Genomic DNA, 20,096 nt, shown 5'->3' with positions numbered 1-20,096 from the left:
GGTGCTCGAGCGGTGGAACGATACGTCGCATCCGGTGCCGGAGTCGACGTTGCTGGATCGCTTCGACGCGCAGGTTGCTGCGTCGCCGGATGCGGTCGCGGTGGTGTTCGAAGACGAGTCGTTGACGTATGCGCAGTTCGATGCGCGGGTCAATCGGCTTGCGCGGTATCTGATTTCGCGGGGTGTGGGTCCGGAGACGACGGTGGGGCTGGCGGTGCGCCGGTCGTTGGATCTGCTGGTGGGGATGTATGCGATTGTGCGGGCGGGTGGCGCCTATGTGCCGATCGATCCGGATCAGCCTGCCGAGCGGAATGCGCACATTGTGGAGTCGGCGGCGCCGGTGTTGGTGGTGTCGACGTCGAGGGACGGGTTCGAGGTTCCCGCGTCGGTGTCGGTGCCGGTGGTGTCGATCGACACTCTCGATCTTGCCGACGTATCAGCCGGTCCGGTGTCGGATGGTGAGCGGACCGCGCCGGTGCGGCCGTCGAATACGGCGTATGTGATTTTCACGTCGGGTTCGACGGGCCGGCCGAAGGGTGTGGCGGTTTCGCATTATTCGGTGGTCAACCAGTTGTCGTGGCTGACAGCCGAGTACGGGCTGTCGCCGGAAGATGTGGTGTTGCAGAAGACGCCGTTCACGTTCGATGTGTCGGTGTGGGAGCTGTTCGGTGCGTTGGCAGCGGGTGCGCGTGTGGTGATCGCGAGCCCAGATGGGCATCGGGATCCGGCGTATCTTGCTCGCGTGATCCATCAGGAGCGGGTTACTGCGACGTCGTTCGTGCCGTCGATGCTTGCTGTGTTCGCCGCTGTCGCCACGCGCGAGGAGTGCGCGTCGTTGCGTGTGGTTCTTGTTGCGGGTGAAGCGTTCCCTGCGTCGCTGGTCGATCAGTGCGCTGGACTCGGTTTGCCGCAGTTGCACAACTTGTACGGTCCGACCGAGGCGACGGTGCATGTCACGGCGCGGTCGGCCGAGGCGGGTATTGCGGGTGCGGTCCCGATCGGCACCCCTGTGTGGAATACCCGGACCTATGTTTTGGACCAGCGGCTGGTGCCGGTGCCGGTCGGAGTTGTCGGTGAGCTGTATCTGTCGGGTGTGCAGGTCGCGAGGGGGTATTTCGGGCGTGCAGCATTGTCGGCGGAGCGTTTTGTGGCGTCGCCGTTCGGTGTGGGTGAGCGTCTTTATCGCACGGGTGATGTGGTGCGGTGGAATGCCGATGGGGAGTTGGAGTACATCGGTCGTTCCGATTTTCAGGTGAAGTTGCGGGGGTTGCGGATCGAGCTCGGTGAGATCGAGGCGGCGTTGGTGTCGCACGAGTCGGTCAGCCAGGCTGCGGTGGTGGTGTCGGCCTCGGGTGTCGGGGATCAGCTTGTGGGGTATGTGGTGCCTGTTGTGGGGGCCGCGGTGGATCGTGACGAGTTGGCGGGGTTTGTCTCGGGGTTGTTGCCCGGATATATGGTGCCGTCGGTCTTGATGGTGCTCGATGAGTTGCCGCTCAACAGCAGTGGGAAGCTCGATCGCAAGGCGTTGCCTTCCCCTGTCTTCGGAGATCGCGAATCTCGAGATCCCGCAACCGAATCCGAGATCACGATCGCGAAGGTATGGGCCGATGTCCTCGGAATCGATCGAGTAGGTGCAGACGATTCGTTCTTCGCGCTCGGTGGCAACTCTCTGGTCGCTACCCGGGTGATCGCCCGAGTCAACGAGGCCCTCGCTTCTTCGCTGGCGATCCGTGAATTGTTCGAGGAGCCCACCGTCGCCGGCCTCGCAGCGCGTATCGACGCGGGTCCCGTCGCATCCGGGAGGCCGGAACTCGTGGCGAGAACCCGCCCCGAACGGATTCCGCTGTCCCTTCCTCAGCAGCGAATATGGGTGCTGAACCAGCTCGACCCCACGTCCGGCTCCTACAACATCCCGCTCGGCATCCGGTTGCGTGGCGAACTCGATGTCGCGGGCCTGGGTGCGGCGGTGCGTGATGTCGTCGAACGTCACGAGGCACTGCGCACCGTGTACCCGCACGACGAACACGGCCCTCGGCAGCAGATCGTTCCGGCCACCACGGTGGAGGACCTGACGGTGGTGACCGCAGCCTCGGAGCAAGAGGCATTCGAGACCGTGGCGGAGGTCGCCGGGCGCGGATTCGACGTCACCACCGAGGTGCCTGTTCGAGGTCTTCTCGTAACGCTCGGTCCGGACGACCACGTGCTCGTGCTTGTCGTGCACCATATTTCGGCAGACGGTGCGTCGCTGCCCGCGCTGGCCCGCGACCTCATGGGCGCATACATCGCCAGGGCGGCAGGAACGGCCCCGGCCTTGCCTCCGCTCGAGGTGCAGTACGCCGACTTCGCGCTCTGGCAACAGGAGGTACTGGGCGACGCCGACGATCCCGACTCGCCCGCCGGGGTTCAACTGGCCTACTGGCGTGAGAGGCTCGCGGGCATACCGGATCTGCTCGACCTGCCCACCGATCGTCCGCGTCCCGCCCAGGCGAGCGGCCGGGGTGCAACCACGACGATCGAGGTGTCGGCGCAGACCCATGCCCGTCTCGACTCACTCGCCGGGTCGCGCCGGGCATCCCTGTTCATGGTGGTGCACGCCGCTCTCGCCGTCCTCCTCTCCCGGCTGAGCAACTCCCGCGATGTGGTCGTCGGTACCGCGGTGGCGGGCCGTGGCGCCCGAGCACTGGACGACGTGGTCGGCATGTTCGTCAACACGCTCGCGCTGCGCACGGACGTCGATCCGGCCACGGCCTTCGAGTCGCTGCTCGACGCAGTGCGATCCGGTGACCTCGAAGCGTTCACGCACGCGGACATTCCGTTCGAGCGTGTCGTCGACGAATTAGGGATCGCTCGGTCGTCCGCTCGTCATCCCGCGTTCCAGACCGTCCTGTCGTTCCAGAACCTCGAGCAGGCACGGATGGAACTGCCCGGTCTGACGGTCGACACGATCGGCACAGGGGAACTCGCGGCCAAGTTCGACCTGCAGGTCACCGTCGAACCTCACGACACCCCGGAGGGAACGCCGGCAGGCATGTCGGTAGCACTGACCTACGCGACCGATCTGTTCGACGAGGGCACCGTGGATGCGTTCGCCCGTCGTTTCGTGGCTCTCTTGGACAAGGTGGCTGCGGATCCCGCGGCGATCGTCGGAGACATCGAACTCCGCACGGAGGACGAGATCACAGCGGTGACAGGCAGCGCTCCGCGTCAGGACACCACGACGGTGCAGGACGCCGACGTCACCATCGCGCAGGAGTTGCGCGTCGCCGTCGAGTCCGATCCCGATGCGCCGGCAGTGGTGGTGGGCGACGTCGAGTCGACCTACGGCGAGGTCGAACAACGCTCGTCGCAGTGGGCTCGCTACCTGATCGCCCTCGGAGCCGGCCCGGGGGAGACGGTCTGCGTCGATCTGCCTGTAGGCATCGACTTGGTGATCGCTGCGTGGGCAGTGGTCAAGTCGGGTGCGGCACTGGCAGTCGGGTCGTCGGAGGCTGCCCGCTGGGTACTGACGACCACCGACCGCGACGTTCACGGCTCCGGCCGACGACTGGCTATGGACGCACCGGACCTGGTCTCGGAGGTGTCCGGCCTCTCGGCGCGGACGATTGCCTACACCGAGCGGACCGCCGTACCGAGTCTCGGGGATGCGGGGATCCGCTTCCCGGACACCGCGCTCTCCCAGGGAAGGGCGGTCGCGCTCCTCCGCAACGGTATCGTCGGCAAGGAGTTGACCTACGACGCAAGGATTCTCGTTGCCGGTCCGGACGCGAATCGGTGGGTGCTCCATGCCGTACTTGCTGCCGCCCTCGCGGGTGCCGTAGTGGTGATGGCGGACAACGCGTCCGATGTCGCCCATCTCGCGGAGGAAGAGTGGGTGACCCACGCGTTCGTGCCCCGCGATGCGGTGGATGCCCTGGCAACGTGCGCCGACCTCGAGACGGTGTTCGTGACCGACGGCGAAGACGTGAGCGCGCCGTCCGATGCGGCGTGGGTTCTCAGCCCGTCCAGAGATCCCTGGGCCACGGGTCGGTGAGGGACGCCATGGGAGCCGGGGCCGGCGGTCACTCGGGAGGACATGATTTGCACCCTGAACAGGAAGAACGCCAAATTTCCTTGTGTTGCGGGGGCTCTCGCGAGGTCATCCCAACGGGTGCGACCCACCAGTAGCCGTAACATGACCCCCGGCCCACGATGCTCTATTGGGCAGCTGACGACTGTCCGGTAACCAACGGGCGGCGACGGCCGAAACGGAGATATGAGGGAAGCGAGACCAGTGGTGAGTGAAGCCTCGCGCAAGGCCGGCATGCAGCAAGGGGACGGCGTCGCACGGGAAAACGTCGGCGAACCCGAGAGTGGGCGGCCGCCAGTGTCCGAACGTGGACGGGAGCGTCGACGTCCCGCACGTCGGCGGGGTTCGCGCGCGATACTTCTGCCGCAGTTGCTTGGGACCGCGGTGGAACGTAACCCTTCTGCTCCCGCGGTGATGTTCGAGGATCGCTCGTGGACGTACGCGGAAATCGACGCCGACTCTTCGCGCCTCGCGCGAGCGTTGATCGACCGTGGACTCGGCCCCGAAGACATTGTCGCAATCTCGCTGGCCCGGTCGTTCGAGTCCGTGCTGGCCATCTGGGCGGTGGCGAAGACCGGTGCGGCCTTCGTTCCGGTAGATCCGAACTACCCTCCCGATCGCGTCGCGTACATGCTCGCGGATTCGGGTGCGGCGATCGGGCTTACGCTCGCGGCGACGGTGTCGTCGCTGCCGGACACCGTGGAGTGGCTCGCGCTCGACGACCCGCAATCGAGGGCCGAAGTGGAAGCGCTGTCGCCCGCTCCGGTGTCCTTCGACGAGCGCGTAAGTGTCCTGCGACCCGAGAACCCGGCGTACGTCATCTACACCTCGGGGTCCACGGGCCGCCCGAAGGGCGTTCCGGTGACGCACAGCGGTCTGTCCGACCTGGTACAAGAGATGGTGGACCGCTTCGGGGCCACTGCATCCTCCCGCACCCTTCACGTCGCCTCGCCCAGCTTCGACGCGTCGGTGCTCGAATGGCTGATGGCGATTTCCGTGAGTGCTGCCATGGTCGTCGCCCCGCCCGATGCGTTCGCCGGCGCCGAACTGACCGAGCTTCTTCGTCGTCACCGGGTGACCCACGCGCTGATTACGCCCGCGGTGTTGGCGTCGCTCGATTCCGAGGGACTCGACGGACTCGAAATGGTGGTGTCGGGCGGCGAGGCGTGCCCGCCGGATGTGGTGGAGCGGTGGGCACCGGGACGGCGGTTCCTCAACGCCTACGGGCCGACCGAAGCGACGATCATGACGCATTGCAGCGGTGCTCTCGAGCCGGGGAGGCCGGTGACCATCGGTACACCGGTGCGAAATCTGGGTGCGTACGTACTCGACAGCCGCCTGAATCCGGTCGCGCCCGGCGTTGCGGGTGAGCTGTATGTGTCGGGTCCCGCTCTTGCTCGTGGTTATCGGGGCAGACCGGGTCTGACAGCCGAACGTTTCGTTGCGGGTCCCGACGGAACGAGGCTCTACCGCACCGGTGATCTCGTCCGTGCGCCGCGTAGTGGCGACGACGAACTGATCTACCTGGGGCGCAACGATTTCCAAATCAAAATCCGCGGCCTTCGGGTCGAACTCGGTGAAATCGATGCCGCGCTTGCGACCTCCGATGGAGTCGATTTCGCGATCACTGTGGGCCGCGAGACGCCGGCGGGTGAGATGCGACTGGTGTCGTATGTGCATTCCGCGGGAGGTGTCGGGATCGATGCCGGAGAGATATCCGCAACGGTGTCGGAAATGCTTCCGGCGCACATGGTTCCGTCGGCGATCGTCGTGTTGGATGATGTGCCGTTGACGCCGTCGGGCAAAATCGATCGTGCGGCGTTGCCTGAGCCGGAGTCGGTTTCGGTGCAGTTTCGTCCACCCGCAACTGCGCTCGAGGTTGCCGTGGCGGAAGAGTTCGGCGCACTCCTCGGTGTCGAGTGCATCGGGCTCGATGACGACTTGTTCGCACTGGGTGGCAATTCACTCGTGGCGACCCGACTCGCCGCGCGCCTCGGTGAACGCCTCGGCACCCGCGTACCCGCGCGCCTGCTGTTCGAGCACTCCACGGTGGGAGAACTCGCGGCCCTGATCGAACCCCTCGCGGTAGGGAACGAGACCCCTCTCGTCGCGCAAACCCGTCCCGAGCTGGTGCCGTTGTCGCTGGCGCAGCAACGGATGTGGTTCCTCAACCGGTTGAATCCGGGGTCGGCGGCGAACAACATCCCGGTGGCGATCAGATTGTCGGGCTCGCTGGATGTCGACGCTTTGCAGGCGGCGGTGTCGGATGTGGTCGCGCGGCACGAGTCGTTGCGGACGGTGTATCCGGAGGTCGACGGGGTCGGTTTCCAGAAGGTGCTCGGTGCCGGCGATGCGGTCGTGGAGGTACGGGTCGAGGACGTGAGTGCCGACGATGCACCGGGGCGGGTCGTTGAGGCTGTGACTACCGGTTTCGATGTGACGCTCCAGGTTCCGGTGCGGGTGCGGTTGTTGCGGGTCGCGCCGCAGGAGCATCTGCTGGTGGTAGTGATTCATCATATTTCCGGTGACGGGTTCTCGATGGGGCCGTTGACCCGGGATGTGGTCACTGCGTATGCGGCGCGGGCCGCGGGCGCGGCCCCAGGGTGGTCGGCGCTCGAGGTGCAGTACGCGGATTACTCGTTGTGGCAGCGTGAGGTACTCGGCGACGAGTCGGACCCGGAGTCGTTGGCAGCCAAGCAGATCGCGTTCTGGAAACAGTCTTTGGACGGCCTTCCCGATCAGCTGGACCTTCCGACCGACCGGCCACGGCCGGCGGAACAGTCCTTTGCCGGCGACGACGTCGAGTTCGACATCGACGCTGATTTGCATCGTAAGCTGGTTGAGTTCGCACGAGCGCGGAACTCGACGTTGTTCATGGCGGTGCATGCGGCTTTCGCTGTGTTGCTCGCGCGTTTGTCGGGTACCGAGGACATCACGGTCGGCACGCCGATTGCGGGTAGGGGACGTCGCGAGCTCGACGATCTGATCGGTATGTTCGTCAACACTTTGGTTCTGCGTTCCCACGTGGATGTGAGCGGTTCGTTCGATGCTCTGCTGGAGCAGACACGCGAGCGGGATCTTCAGGCGTTCGCGCATGCCGATGTTCCGTTCGAGCGTCTCGTCGAGGTTCTCAACCCTGAACGGTCCACCGCACGGCATCCGCTGTTCCAGGTGGGGTTGTCGTTCCAGAACTTGGCGACGACGAGCCTGGAGCTGCCGGGTCTGACGGTGTCGGGGTTGGATGCGCAAGTGCAGACCTCGCAGTTCGACCTGCATCTGGTCGCCGCGGACCGTTACCACGAGGACGGGTCTGCGGCGGGGATCGGTAGCGTGTTGACGTTCGCGACGGATCTGTTCGACAGGTCGACGGTTGTGGGGATCGCGGAGCGGTTCGTGCGAGTGCTCGAGCAGATCGTCGCCGAGCCGGGGCTTCCGGTGGGAGATCTCGATATTCTCGGGGTCGAGGAGCGGAACCTGGTTCTGGAGGAGTGGAACCGCACGAGCCGTCCGCTCGGTGCGCCGGTGACGTTGGTGGATTTGTTCGACACTCAGGTGCGTCGGGAGCCGGCGGCGACCGCGATTGTGTTCGAGGGCTTGTCGCTGTCGTATCAGGAGTTCGATGCTCGGGTGAACCGTCTTGCCCGTCATTTGATCTCTGTGGGGGTTGGGCCGGAATCGACTGTGGCGCTGGCTGTGCGGCGGTCGGTCGAGCTGCTGGTGGGGATGTATGCGGTGGCCAAGGCCGGTGGTGCGTATGTGCCGGTGGATCCGGATCAGCCCGCCGAGCGTACGGGCTACATTCTGTCGGTTGCAGCGCCGACGGTGGTGTTGACCACTGCGCGTGACGGTTTCGATGTTCCCGAGGGCGTGGGTTCCGGGATCGTCGTCGTTCGGCTCGACACTGCGGACCTCGACGGGTATTCGGATTCGCCGGTCAGGGATGTCGATCGGGTGGCGCCGTTGCGGCCGGAGAACACGGCGTATGTGATTTTCACGTCGGGTTCGACGGGGCGGCCGAAGGGTGTGGCGGTCTCTCATGCGGCGATTGTCAACCAGATGCTGTGGATGCGGGATGAATACGGTCTCGGTCCGGATGATGCGCTGTTGCTCAAGACTGCTGCGACGTTCGATCTGTCGGTGTGGGAGTTCTGGTCGGCGCTTGTCTCCGGTGGCCGTGTTGTTGTTGCGGGGCCGGACGGTCATCGTGACCCGGCGTATCTCAACGGGCTTGTCGCGTCGGAGGGTGTGACGACTCTGCATGTGGTGCCGTCGATGCTGTCTGCGTTGATGACGGACAGGGACGGTGTTCTGCCGTCGTCTTTGCGCCGGGTGCTCGCTATCGGTGAGGCGTTGCCTGCGTCTACAGCGCAGCGGTTCCTTGCCGGCAATGAGGCCCGGTTGGACAATCTTTACGGTCCGACCGAGGCTGCGGTCTCGGTCACCGAGCACACCGCCGACGTGCACGATGCCGTATCCGTGCCCATCGGATCACCGCAATGGAACACCCGGTTGTATGTGCTCGATGCGCGCTTGCAGCCGGTGCCGATCGGTGTTCCGGGTGAGTTGTATCTTGCGGGTGCGCAGCTTGCCCGTGGGTATTTCGCGCGGCCTGATCTGACGGCGGAGCGGTTTGTGGCGTCGCCGTGGGGTGATGGTGAGAGGTTGTACCGCACGGGTGATCTGGTGGCGTGGACGAGTGACGGTGAGCTCGAGTATTTGGGTCGTACCGACTTCCAGGTCAAGGTTCGTGGTTTCCGGATCGAACTCGGTGAGATCGAGTCGGCGCTGCGGCGGATGGACGACATTCGTGACGTGGCTGTGGTTGCTCGTGAGAGTGAGCGTGTGGGTACCCGTGTGGTTGCGTATCTGGTTCCTCGGCCGGGTATCGATCTCGATACCGGGGAGGTTGCATTCGCGCTGGGTCGGAGTGTGCCGGCGTATATGGTGCCGTCGGCTTTTGTGGTGCTCGAGGGGTTGCCTCTCAATGCTAATGGCAAGCTGGATCGTAGGGCGTTGCCGGATCCGGTGTTCGAGGTCACGGAGTTCCGGGCTCCGGCTACCTCTGCCGAGCAGGTCGTGGCGTCGGTGTTTTCCGAGGTGCTCGGTGTCGAGCGGGTCGGGCTCGATGATGATTTCTTCGCTTTGGGTGGTAACTCGCTGATTGCGACCCAGGTGGTCGCGCGCCTGGGTGCGGCACTCGATACTCGGGTGCCGGTGCGCGTGCTGTTCGAGGCGTCCACCGTCGGGGAACTGGCGGTGCGGGTGGAGCAGGTGTCCGGTGGGGGTGTCGGGGTTCCGTTGGTTGCGCGGGTGCGTCCGGCACAGATTCCCCTGTCGTTGGCGCAGCAGCGGATGTGGTTCCTCAACCGGCTGGATCCAGAATCTGCAGTCAACAATATTCCGGTGGCGATCAGGTTGTCGGGCTCGTTGGATGTCGATGCGTTGCAGGCGGCGGTGTCGGATGTGGTCGCGCGACACGAGTCGTTGCGGACGGTGTATCCGGAGATCGACGGGGTCGGATTCCAAGAGGTCCTGCCCGCATCGGACTCGATCGTCGAGGTACGTCCGGAAACTGTCGCGGCCGACGAGGTCCCGGCACGTGTCACGGAGGTTGTGGCTGCCGGTTTCGATGTGACGCAGCAGGTTCCGATCAGGGTGCGGCTGCTGCGAATCACGCCGGAAGAGCATGTGCTGGTGGTCGTGGTCCATCACATCTCCGGCGACGGGTTCTCTAGGGCGCCCCTGACCCGGGATGTGGTCGCCGCGTACGTGACACGGGTGGAGGGCAAGGAACCCGCTTGGGCCGAACTCGAGGTGCAGTACGCGGATTACACGTTGTGGCAGCGTGAGGTCCTCGGCGACGAGTCCGATCCGGAGTCGCTGCTCGCGCGGGAAACCGAGTTCTGGCGCAGTGCTTTGGCGGACCTGCCGGAGGAGTCGACGTTGCCGTCCGACCGGCCCCGCCCGGCGGTGTCGAGTTACCGGGGTGCCTCGCACGGATTCACGATCGATCGGCGCGTCCGTTCCGATCTAACTGATCTCGCACGCCGCAGTGGTGCAACGGAATTCATGGTCGTGCATGCAGCTCTAGCGGTGCTGCTGTCACGGTTGAGCGCCCAGTCCGATATTGCGATCGGGACGCCCGTCGCGGGTCGTGGTGAGGCTGCGCTCGATGATCTCGTGGGTATGTTCGTCAACACGCTCGTATTGCGGACGTCGGTTGATGGTGGGGTCCCGTTCGGGGAGTTCCTCGATACCGTTCGGGGGACAGATCTCGATGCGTTCGCGCATGCGGATGTGCCGTTCGAGCGGTTGGTGGAGGTGCTCGATCCTGCGCGTTCGCAGGCGCGTCATCCGCTGTTCCAGGTGATGCTGACTTTCCAGAATTTGGCGGCTGCGGAGCTCGAGCTGCCCGGTCTGAGTGTCTCGGGTGTCGACTTCGATGCGCAGATCGCCAAGTTCGATCTGCAGTTGACGTTGTCGGAGGGGTTTGCGGAGGACGGTTCGCCGGCCGGTTTCCGTGCGGAGTTCACCTATGCCACCGAGCTGTTCGATGCTTCGACGGTGGAGACGTTCGCGGATCGGTTCGTGCGGATCCTCGAGGCGGTGGTGGCCGATCCGGCGCTGCGGGTCGGCGATATCGATTTGCTGGGCGCCGATGAGCGTATTGCGGTGCTCGAGCGGTGGAACGATACGTCGCATCCGGTGCCGGAGTCGACGTTGCTGGACCGGTTCGATGCGCAGGTCCTTTCGAATCCCGACGCGATTGCGGTGGTGTTCGAAGACGAGTCGTTGACGTATGCGCAGTTCGATGCGCGGGTCAATCGGCTTGCGCGGTATCTGATCTCGCGGGCTGTGGGTCCGGAGACGACGGTGGGGCTGGAGATGCGCCGGTCGTTGGATCTGCTGGTGGGGATGTATGCGATCGTGCGGGCGGGCGGCGCCTATGTGCCGATCGATCCGGATCAGCCTGCCGAGCGGAATGGTTTCATTGTGGAGTCGGTGTCGCCGGTGTTGGTGGTGTCGACGTCGCGGGACGGGTTCGAGCTTCCCGGTTCCGATTCCGGGTCCGGGTCGGTGCCGGTGGTGTCGATCGACACGCTGGATCTTTCGAGCGTTGCGGCCGGTCCGGTGTCCGATGATGAGCGGATTGCGCCGGTGCGGCCGTCGAATACGGCGTATGTGATTTTCACGTCGGGGTCGACGGGCCGGCCGAAGGGTGTGGCGGTCTCGCATGGGGCGATTGTCAATCGTCTCGAGTGGATGCAGCACGAATACTCGCTCACCCGAGATGATGTGGTGTTGCAGAAGACGCCGTTTACGTTCGATGTGTCGGTGTGGGAGTTTTTCTGGCCGTTGGGTGTGGGTGCGCGGTTGGTGATGGCTGCTCCGGACGGTCATCGGGATCCGGCCTATCTGGCGACGGTGATGGCCGAGCGTTCGGTGTCGGTGGCGCATTTTGTGCCGTCGATGTTGGCGGTGTTCGTAACCGAGGCCGGGGTCTCGGATCTGTCGGGTCTGCGCTACGTGTTTGCTTCGGGTGAGGCGTTGTCGCCGTCGTTGGCGGCGCGGACGCGTGCGATGCTTCCGAATGCTGCTGTGCACAATTTGTATGGTCCGACCGAGGCCGCGGTGGATGTGACGTTCCACGAGGTGACCTCGGCCGATACCGTGTCGGTTCCGATCGGTGCGCCGGTGTGGAATACGCAGGTGTTTGTGCTCGACAGCCGACTGGCGCCGGTGCCGGTGGGTGTGGCGGGTGAGTTGTATCTGTCGGGTGTGCAGTTGGCTCGTGGGTATGTGGGTCGGCCGGATTTGTCGGCGGAGCGTTTTGTGGCGTCGCCGTTCGGTGTGGGTGAGCGGTTGTATCGCACGGGTGATCTGGTGCGGTGGTCTGCTGATGGGGAGTTGGAGTACATCGGTCGTACCGATTTTCAGGTGAAGTTGCGGGGGTTGCGGATCGAGCTCGGTGAGATCGAGGCGGCGTTGGTGTCGCACGAGTCGATCGCTCACGCTGTGGTGGTGGTGTCGGCCTTTGATCTCGGGGATCAGCTGGTGGGTTATGTGGTGCCTGTTGCGGGCGAGACTGTGGATCGTGACGAGTTGGCGGGGTTTGTCTCGGGGTTGTTGCCCGCGTATATGGTGCCGTCGGTCTTGATGGTGCTCGATGAGTTGCCGTTGGGTTCGTCGGGCAAGTTGGACCGCAAGGCGTTGCCTTCCCCTACCTTCGAAGCTCGCGAGTTCCGGGCGCCGCAGACAACCGTCGAACAGAGTGTGGCGTCGACGTTTGCGGACGTGTTGAGCCTCGAGCGTGTCGGTCTCGACGACAACTTCTTCGCCCTCGGAGGCAACTCCCTGGTCGCGACGCAGGTCGCCAGCCGGCTGCAGAAGGAGACGGGGGTCGAAGTTCGGGTCCAGTGGTTGTTCACCGACTCCTCGGTAGCTGCACTCGCGCACCGCATCGAAACCGATGCCGGGAGCGAGGAGGACTTCGATCCGCTCACGGACGGCGCCGTACAGGTTCTGCTGCCGTTCCGTACGCACGGTTCCGGAAACCCGTTGTTCTGCATCCATTCGATGTACGGACTCGCGTGGACCTACTCGGGCCTGACCGGATTCGTGGACGATCGGCCCCTGTACGGGATACAGACGCGCGCACTGTCGGACAACGACTACCTTCCCGGAACCATCGCGGAGATGGCGGACGACTATCTCCGGGAGATCAGGACGGCGCAGCCCGAGGGACCGTACAACCTGATGGGATGGTCGCTCGGAGGAGTGGTGGCACACGAAGTCGCCGTGAAGTTGCAGAAGCAGGGCGAGTTCGTGGAAAGCCTCGTGATGCTGGACAGCCACTGGGATCTCGAGGCAGCGGAGTTCCGCCGTGCCATTCGCGCCAACCTCGCACAGATCGGCGTGATGCTCGAGGACTCGGACGATGTGGCTGCCCTGTCCGACGAACACATCCGAAGACTCTGGGACACGATGGCACAGGACGTGACTGCGCTCAGCGCGCTCACCCTCGAGCGTTTCCGCAACTTGTACCGAAGCGCCGTCCGATCGGGACAACTGATCGCATCGCATCTCCCGGGAACGTTCGACGGTGACATCCTGTATTTCAGTGCAGCCAACCATCCGCCCGCCCGGCACGGAGCGGCGAAGCGGTGGGCTCACCTCGTGACCGGACATGTCACCGATGTACCGATCGACTTCAGCCACGACGACATGACCTCGACGGAGGCGCTCGCGGAGATCGGCCCCGTGCTCGACCACTACCTCAAACGGAATGTGGTGTAACAAGTTGCCGCTGGAATGCGACGCATGTAACTGTACGTAGGCTGCGATCGGGTACGTTCCGTTCGTACTCGCCTCGGACGAGGCGCCGTTGATGTCGACCACGCTGTCCAACCCGAAAAAGGTGAAAGAACCGTATGAAGCATCCGAGACGAGGATCCGGACGACTTCGCGTCCTGACTGCAGGCGCAGCATGCGCGTTGTTCTCTTCCGCTCTGCTGGTCTCCCCGGCAGCGGCTGATCCGGTCGCGGACACCCTGCAGCCGCTCGAGTCGGTGACGAGCGAGAACGGATCGCACATCAGCCGCATCGAAAAGTACGACGAGCAGCAGTTGCTGGTCTACGTTTACTCGGCCTCGATGGACAAGGAAATCCTGCTCGACGTATGGCGTCCGGCAGACATCAGTGAACCGCGCCCCACGCTGTACCTGCTCAACGGTGCCGGTGGCGGAGAAGACAGCGCGACGTGGCGTTACCGTACCGACGCCATCGACTTCTTCAAGGACAAGAATCTCAACGTCGTCTCGCCGGTCGGTGGTAAGTGGAGCTACTACACCGACTGGAATCAGGAGGACCCGGCCCTCGGCGTGAACAAATGGGAGACCTTCCTGACCAAGGAGGTTCCTCCGCTGATCGATGCGGCGCTGGGAACCAACGGTGTGAACGCGATCGCCGGTTTGTCCTCATCGGGTACCTCGGTGCTCCAGCTCGCGATCGCGGGCGGGGGTCTCTACAAGGGTGTGGCCGCCTACAGCGGATGTGCGCAGACCTCCGATCCGATCGGGCAGGAGTTCGTCAAGATCACCACCGAGGTGTGGGGCGGGGGCGACACTCGCAATATGTGGGGTGAAACCGACGATCCGACCTGGGTGGAGAAGGACCCGTACGTCAACGCCGAGAAACTTCGGGGTCTCGAGCTCTATATCTCCAACGGCAACGGACTGCCCGGACAGTACGACACCCTCTACGGCCCGGAGATCGACGGCAAGGTGGAGATTCTCGCCAATCAGGTGGTCGTGGGCGGTGTCATCGAAGCCGCGACGAATTACTGCACTCACAATCTTCGCGACCGGCTCGACGAGCTGGACATCCCCGCGACCTACAACTTCCGTGACTCCGGCACTCATTCGTGGAAGTACTGGCAGGACGACCTGAAGGATTCGTGGCCTGTGCTGCAGAAGGCCCTCGGCATCTGACATCGGCTGTGAACGCGTGAAGCCTCTCCCACCTGTGGGAGAGGCTTCACTGCTTTCTGCCGCCTGGACTGCCCGGTTCGTCAGCCGTTCTGCGCCGCGCGCCGGTACCCTCTGATCGCCGGAACGAGGAACACCGCCACGGTTCCGAGCGACCACGCAAGCGTTTTCACGAACGGTTCGGCCACCGGCCCGCCGATCGCCAGCGCGCGCATCGTGTCGATTGCGCACGACATCGGCTGGTTGGCCACGATCGGCTGGAGCCAGGTCGGGTAGGCCATCACCGGCACGAATCCCGAGTTGAAGAACATGAGCATCGTGCAGACGATCGACACCAGTTCGACCAGGGGAATTCGTCCGGGAACGGTTGCCAGCACCGTCACCATCATCGCGAAGCCGATACCGAAGATCAGCGGCACCACGAAAAGCAGGACGGAAGCGCCGAGGCCCTGGGTGAACCGGAAACCCATCACCATCCCCGCGGCGACGATCACGAGCGAGGTCACGAAGACTCGTATCGTCTCTGCCATGAGGCGGCCCACGAGGCCGGCCGAACGATGGATCGGCAGGGTGTAGAAGCGTCCCAGCAGTCCGGAGTCGCGCTCGGCGCGCAGCCCGACCGCGCTCACCACCGACCCGAACATCGCGCCCACCAGCACGATCATGGGAACGGTACCGAAGATCGACGATTGCCCGGTCGCGGCGGTGATGCTGTCCCCGAGCACGATCCGGAACATCACCAGCGTCAGCGCCGGGTAGATCAACGCCTGGATCAGAGTTACCGGATCGCGCGCCCACCGCAGCAGGAGGCGCCCGCACTGCAACCGGCTGTGCTCCCACAACGCGGGGAGAGAGTTCTCGTCCCGCGCATGGTCGGCTGCCGGGTACACAACCGTGCCGTTCGGGCGTGATTCGACGGTGTCGCTCATCCGCTCACCCCCTCCTCGTCGTGGCCCAGAGAGCTGCCGGAAGACAGACCACAGCGAGCCCGATCATCCAGAACGCACTCGGCCTGAAGACTTCCCATGTCACGCCGTCCTGCGCCATGTCGCGCATCGCGAAGGAGAACTGCGAGATGGGCTGGTTGCGGACGAACGGCCTGATCCATTCGGGAAAGCCGCTCTCGGGCACGAATCCGCACGAGAGCATCCCGAGGATCAGTTGTGGGAGTGTCAGCGCCTGAGACGTCGCCTCCGGGCTCTTGGACAGGCTTCCGATCGCGTCGGCGCCCAGGCACAGCAGAACACTGATGGCGAGTGCGGTCGCGCAGAACAAGGCCGCCTGGCCGAATCCCGCCGAGAACCGGAAACCGATCGCATAGCCGAATCCGATGGCCGCAATCAGCGACACGATCGACCGGACCGTCCCGGCCGCCAATCTGGCCAGCATCGGTATCCCAGCCACCACCGGCATCGTCTGCATTCGTGTCGTCAGTCCGGTCGATGCCTCCGACGCAGCAAGCTGAGCCGCGGAGATCGCGGTGAACGCCATGGACTGCAACACGATGATCGGCATCAGGAACTGCGCGTAGTCGATGCCCTGGAGCTGCATCACGAACTTGAGAGGTAGGTAGAACCCGAGTCCGAAGACGACCGGCGCTATCACCGCGACCACGAGTTCGCCGTTGCGCGCCATCGTCCGCAGCGCGCGCGTGGTCAGCACCCACCATTGCTTCGAGGCGGCGGGCGCGATCCGGCGATGGTCTCCTCCGGGGCTGTCGCCCGAACCCGGAGTGGACGAGCCGGTCGACGGAGGGTCGGGGAGCGGCGCCCGATCGGTGCGTGTCGTCACGGTAGTTCCCCCGCCACCGCCGCCTCCGGTCGTTCTCCGGCGGACGGGTCCGCCGGCGACTCACCCGGTACGGGCGTCGCGGTGTGTCCGGTGAGACGCAGGAACACGTCGTCGAGCGACGGCCTCCGAAGCCCGATATCTGCGAGGTCCACGTCGAGCGGTTCGAGGCGCCGAAGAGCCTCGGTGAGGGTCGCGGCGCCGTCGGGTGCCGGGATCGAGATCCTGTCCTCGTCTCCTTCGGTCCCGAGGGGGAACGCCGCGCGAGCGTCCGGCGGCACCATGTCACCGAGCGCCTGCGCGATGGCCGGGAGGGCGCGGGGCTCGACCGGCACGATCTCGCAGAAGCTGCCTCCTGCCGATGCCTTGAGCTGGTTGGCTGTGCCCTCGGCGATGACGGTGCCCTTGTCGATCACGATGATGTTGTCGCTCAGTACATCCGCCTCTTCGAGGTACTGGGTCGTCAGGAGCACCGTGATCCCCTGGTCCTTGAGCGCCGACACCAGCGCCCACACGCCCTGCCGGCTCCGCGGATCGAGTCCCGTGGTCGGCTCGTCGAGAAAGACCACCTCCGGGCGGACCACCAGTCCGCAGGCGATGTCGACGCGGCGTCGCATGCCGCCGGAGTAGCCTTTCACCGGGCGGCGAGCGGCTTCGACCAGATCGAACTGGCGGAGGAGGTCGTCGGCGCGCCGCTTCGCCGATGCGTTGTCGAGACCCATCAGCCGGCCGAAGAGCACGAGGTTCTCCCGGCCCGTGAGCGTGTCGTCGAGCGCCGCGAACTGGCCGGTCATCATGATGGATCGGCGCACCGCCGCAGCGTCGGTGACGACGTCGTGTCCCGCAACGACCGCTCGCCCGGAAGTGGGGCGCAACAACGTCGACAGGACCTTGACCATCGTGGTCTTTCCGGCTCCGTTGGGTCCCAGAATGGCGAGGACACGCCCCGCAGCGGCAGTGAAACCGATCCCGTCGAGGGCCTCGACATCGCCGAAAGACTTGTGCACGTCCTCCACGAGGACTGCCTGATCATGACTGTTCAGCATCACACTCCACCGTCGAACTCGGTCCCGCCCTGCATCGGGACTTCGTCTTCCCGCCGGCGGCGGTGCCGCCGACCATGACGGATGCGCTGCCGTCGAGAGGCGATGTTACCGGCGTCACTGCAACGAGGCGGGTCCAATGGTGTATCGGCGGGCCTCTGGCAACGGATGGTGGGAGGAATCGAGCCGCCGCGCCGTTTTCGAGACAAGATCACAACGGGACACCCCCGACCGGCGAATCCGGTCGATCCGTGGTCTTCTGGGGGCGTGGCAGTCCCAGTAACGCGTCGGCAGTTGATCGGGGGAGCGGCGGGCGGACTGGTCGCCTGGGGTTCGGTCTCGGCCGCTACCTCTCGGGCAGCTCGGCACAGACTGCCGGAGCCGGAGACGGTCACCGCCGGCGATCCGGCGCTGATGAGCGCCGTGGACGCCGCTGCACTTCTGCGCGCCGGCCTGTTGCATCCCCGCGAGTTGCTCGAGTCGTGCCTCACCCGCACCCGCGCGTTCGACGGTGACATCGGTGCCTGGGTGCGGCTCTATCCAGAACTCGCGTACGAGGCGGCGGATGCGGCGGGGGAGCGTCTCGCCCGCGCGCGACGCGAGCAGACGCACATCTCCCCGTTGTGCGGGCTGCCGATCGCGCTCAAGGACATCTTCGCGGTATCCGGTCTGCCGTTGACCGCGTCGAGCCGGGTGCTCGAGGGCAACATCGCAGCCGGTCACTCGGGGGTGTGGCGGAGGCTCGACGCGGCCGGCGCGGTACTCATGGGTCACACGCACACCGACGAGTTCGCGATCGGGGTCACGACCCCACAGGTCGGCAACCCCTGGAACACGAGATTCTCGCCCGGGGGCTCTTCGGGAGGCAGTGCAGCCGCTCTCGCGGCGCGCTTCGTGCCCCTCGCTCTGGGCAGCGACACCGGAGGTTCGGTACGGCTGCCCGCGAGCGCCTGCGGTGTGTCGTCGATCAAACCCACCTACGGGCGCATCACCTCGCACGGCATGATTCCGCTGACCTGGACCCGGGACCACGTCGGTCCGATGGCGCGCAGCCTCGGCGATGCGGCCCTGCTCATGTCGGTGCTGGCCGGAGCGGACGCGGACGATCCGATCACTTCCCTCGGGCCCCGGGTTCCCGAGGGCGGATATCTCGTCGCTGCCCGGGGAGGGGCTGCGCCTCTCGCCGGGATCCGGATCGGGGTGCCCTCGAATCCCGAGCCGGTTCCCCCGGCGGCGGTGCAGCAGGTCGTCGATACGTTCCTGGATCTCCTCCGTGCCCTCGGGGCTGTCACCGTGACCGTGACGATGCCGGCGATGCCCTCGTCGCTCGCGACCGGCGACCGGGTGGAGATGGGCTCCTACCATCAGCAGTTCGGCGATCGCCTCGACTTGTACCGGCCGCAGAACGCCGTGCTGGCGGCAGCGGCCGTGGCGTCCTTGGCCGTGCCCGCCGGTGACTACTTTCGGCTCGAGCGCGACCGCCTCCGTTTCCAGGCGGAGTACAACCGGATGTTCGCGGACCAGGACCTCGACGCCATCGCGGTGGCGGGGTCGGCGGTCGACGGGGCCCGCCGCAACGAGTTCCTCGGTGTCAGCGTGACTTCGGGCGTGGTGGGCGACGTGCGGTGGGCGAACTACGCGGGGGCACCCGTCGTGACACTTCCGGCGGGGCGATCGAGGTCCACCGGGATGCCGGTGGGGGTTCAGCTCGGCGCACGCCCCTGGCAGGACGCCGAGCTGATTGCGATCGGCCTCGAAGTGCAAGCGGCACTGCCGATCTGGCGAGAGGAGCCGGTGCTCGTGCCGGCGACCGGCCGGGCTCCGGAGGTGCTGCGGGGACCTCCGGGCGCCGGACCGGACCCCACCAACACCCACGGTGCCGCCGCCCCCGTGCGCACACCTCCGATGAATCCGGTGGAATAATGCTCCTCGGGTAGCGCGGTGAGCAGGACCACGCACGGGGCCGAGTTGAACTCTCGTGGGGACTCCTGCATACTGGTCGGGTTGCCTTGACCGGGCCATGGGTTGTTTCGCGGCTCGGATCGGGAAATCGTGACAGTCGCTGCTCGACCCGAGGGTTGGTTGCGGCCACAAAGCAAGACGGAAGCAGTACCAGTGTGCGCTCGTATGAGTGCATTCGGTCCCGTTCTTTGCGGTGTCGGAGTTCACAGCTCCGCACCGGGGAATGAGCGACTGGGCGACACGCCCGACCGCGTGGACCGGAGAACAATGACAGATGAACAGCGGCAGCGGATCGGGTGAACCCGGCTCGCAATGTGTATTCCAGTGCTGTTCTCTGTCGCCGTTCCCCTGGGGAACTGTGCAGACGAGGTGGTTCCCGGCCTGTTCGGGTGCTACGAAACGCGGCAAGAAAAGGACACTAAGCGTGGCGGGACAGAAGATCCGCATCAGGCTCAAGGCCTATGACCACGAGGCGATCGACGCATCTGCGCGCAAGATCGTCGAGACGGTCACCCGTACGGGTGCCCGCGTGGTCGGCCCGGTGCCGTTGCCTACAGAAAAGAACGTGTACTGCGTCATTCGTTCGCCGCACAAGTACAAGGACTCGCGCGAGCACTTCGAGATGCGTACCCACAAGCGGCTGATCGACATCCTCGACCCGACGCCGAAGACTGTCGACGCGCTCATGCGTATCGACCTTCCGGCGAGCGTCGATGTCAACATTCAGTGAGCTTCGGAAGACGCAGCGGA

General features: G+C 65.2%; 8 protein-coding genes. 5 read left to right on the top strand and 3 right to left on the bottom strand.

Annotated features, from left to right (window positions below; genetic code table 11):
* From AC0B44_RS07670 to AC0B44_RS07660, 3 genes are all read left to right on the top strand, one after another.
* On the top strand, positions 1–4,030 hold a 4,030-nt coding region (locus AC0B44_RS07670), incomplete at its 5' end, for an amino acid adenylation domain-containing protein (protein ID WP_471902310.1).
* Positions 4,031–4,450: 420 nt separating this feature from the next.
* Complete coding sequence (locus AC0B44_RS07665) at positions 4,451–13,363, top strand: non-ribosomal peptide synthetase (RefSeq protein ID WP_471902309.1); 8,913 nt, start codon at positions 4,451–4,453, stop codon at positions 13,361–13,363.
* A gap of 134 nt (positions 13,364–13,497) precedes the next feature.
* On the top strand, positions 13,498–14,556 hold the full coding sequence (locus AC0B44_RS07660) for an alpha/beta hydrolase (RefSeq protein WP_169619977.1): 1,059 nt from the start codon (positions 13,498–13,500) through the stop codon (positions 14,554–14,556).
* An 80-nt stretch (positions 14,557–14,636) separates the two neighbouring features.
* Here AC0B44_RS07660 and AC0B44_RS07655 read toward each other — a convergent pair whose 3' ends face one another.
* The 3 genes from AC0B44_RS07655 to AC0B44_RS07645 are packed head-to-tail and all read right to left on the bottom strand — an operon-like array spanning position 14,637 to position 17,387.
* Positions 14,637–15,482 (bottom strand): ABC transporter permease, encoded by an 846-nt coding sequence (locus AC0B44_RS07655; RefSeq protein WP_169619976.1) that lies wholly within the window; start codon positions 15,480–15,482, stop codon positions 14,637–14,639.
* Between the two features lie 4 nt (positions 15,483–15,486).
* Entirely contained in the window at positions 15,487–16,344 is an 858-nt protein-coding gene (locus tag AC0B44_RS07650) for an ABC transporter permease (RefSeq protein ID WP_169619975.1), read from the bottom strand.
* A complete protein-coding gene (locus AC0B44_RS07645; protein WP_169619974.1) occupies positions 16,341–17,387 on the bottom strand; it encodes an ATP-binding cassette domain-containing protein in 1,047 nt (348 codons plus the stop codon). Before AC0B44_RS07645 ends, AC0B44_RS07650 begins: the two co-directional genes overlap by 4 nt.
* A 264-nt stretch (positions 17,388–17,651) precedes the next feature.
* Between AC0B44_RS07645 and AC0B44_RS07640 the strand changes: the two genes are divergently transcribed.
* Both AC0B44_RS07640 and rpsJ read left to right on the top strand, forming a co-directional pair.
* Entirely contained in the window at positions 17,652–19,307 is a 1,656-nt protein-coding gene (locus AC0B44_RS07640; RefSeq protein WP_471902308.1) for an amidase, read from the top strand.
* A 463-nt stretch (positions 19,308–19,770) separates the two neighbouring features.
* A complete protein-coding gene (gene rpsJ, locus AC0B44_RS07635; protein WP_003938093.1) occupies positions 19,771–20,076 on the top strand; it encodes a 30S ribosomal protein S10 in 306 nt (101 codons plus the stop codon).
* The last annotated feature ends 20 nt before the right edge of the window (positions 20,077–20,096 follow it).

This window comes from Rhodococcus sp. NPDC019050, assembly GCF_055664235.1.
Note: the sequence above shows the minus strand (reverse complement) of the source record. Positions and strands in the feature narration are given on the sequence as shown.

Coding starts and splice junctions, on each gene's coding strand:
- AC0B44_RS07655 (WP_169619976.1), bottom strand. CDS start 15,482: ATGAGCGACACCGTCGAATCACGCCCGAACGGCACGGTTGTGTACCCG.
- AC0B44_RS07645 (WP_169619974.1), bottom strand. CDS start 17,387: ATGCTGAACAGTCATGATCAGGCAGTCCTCGTGGAGGACGTGCACAAG.
- AC0B44_RS07660 (WP_169619977.1), top strand. CDS start 13,498: ATGAAGCATCCGAGACGAGGATCCGGACGACTTCGCGTCCTGACTGCA.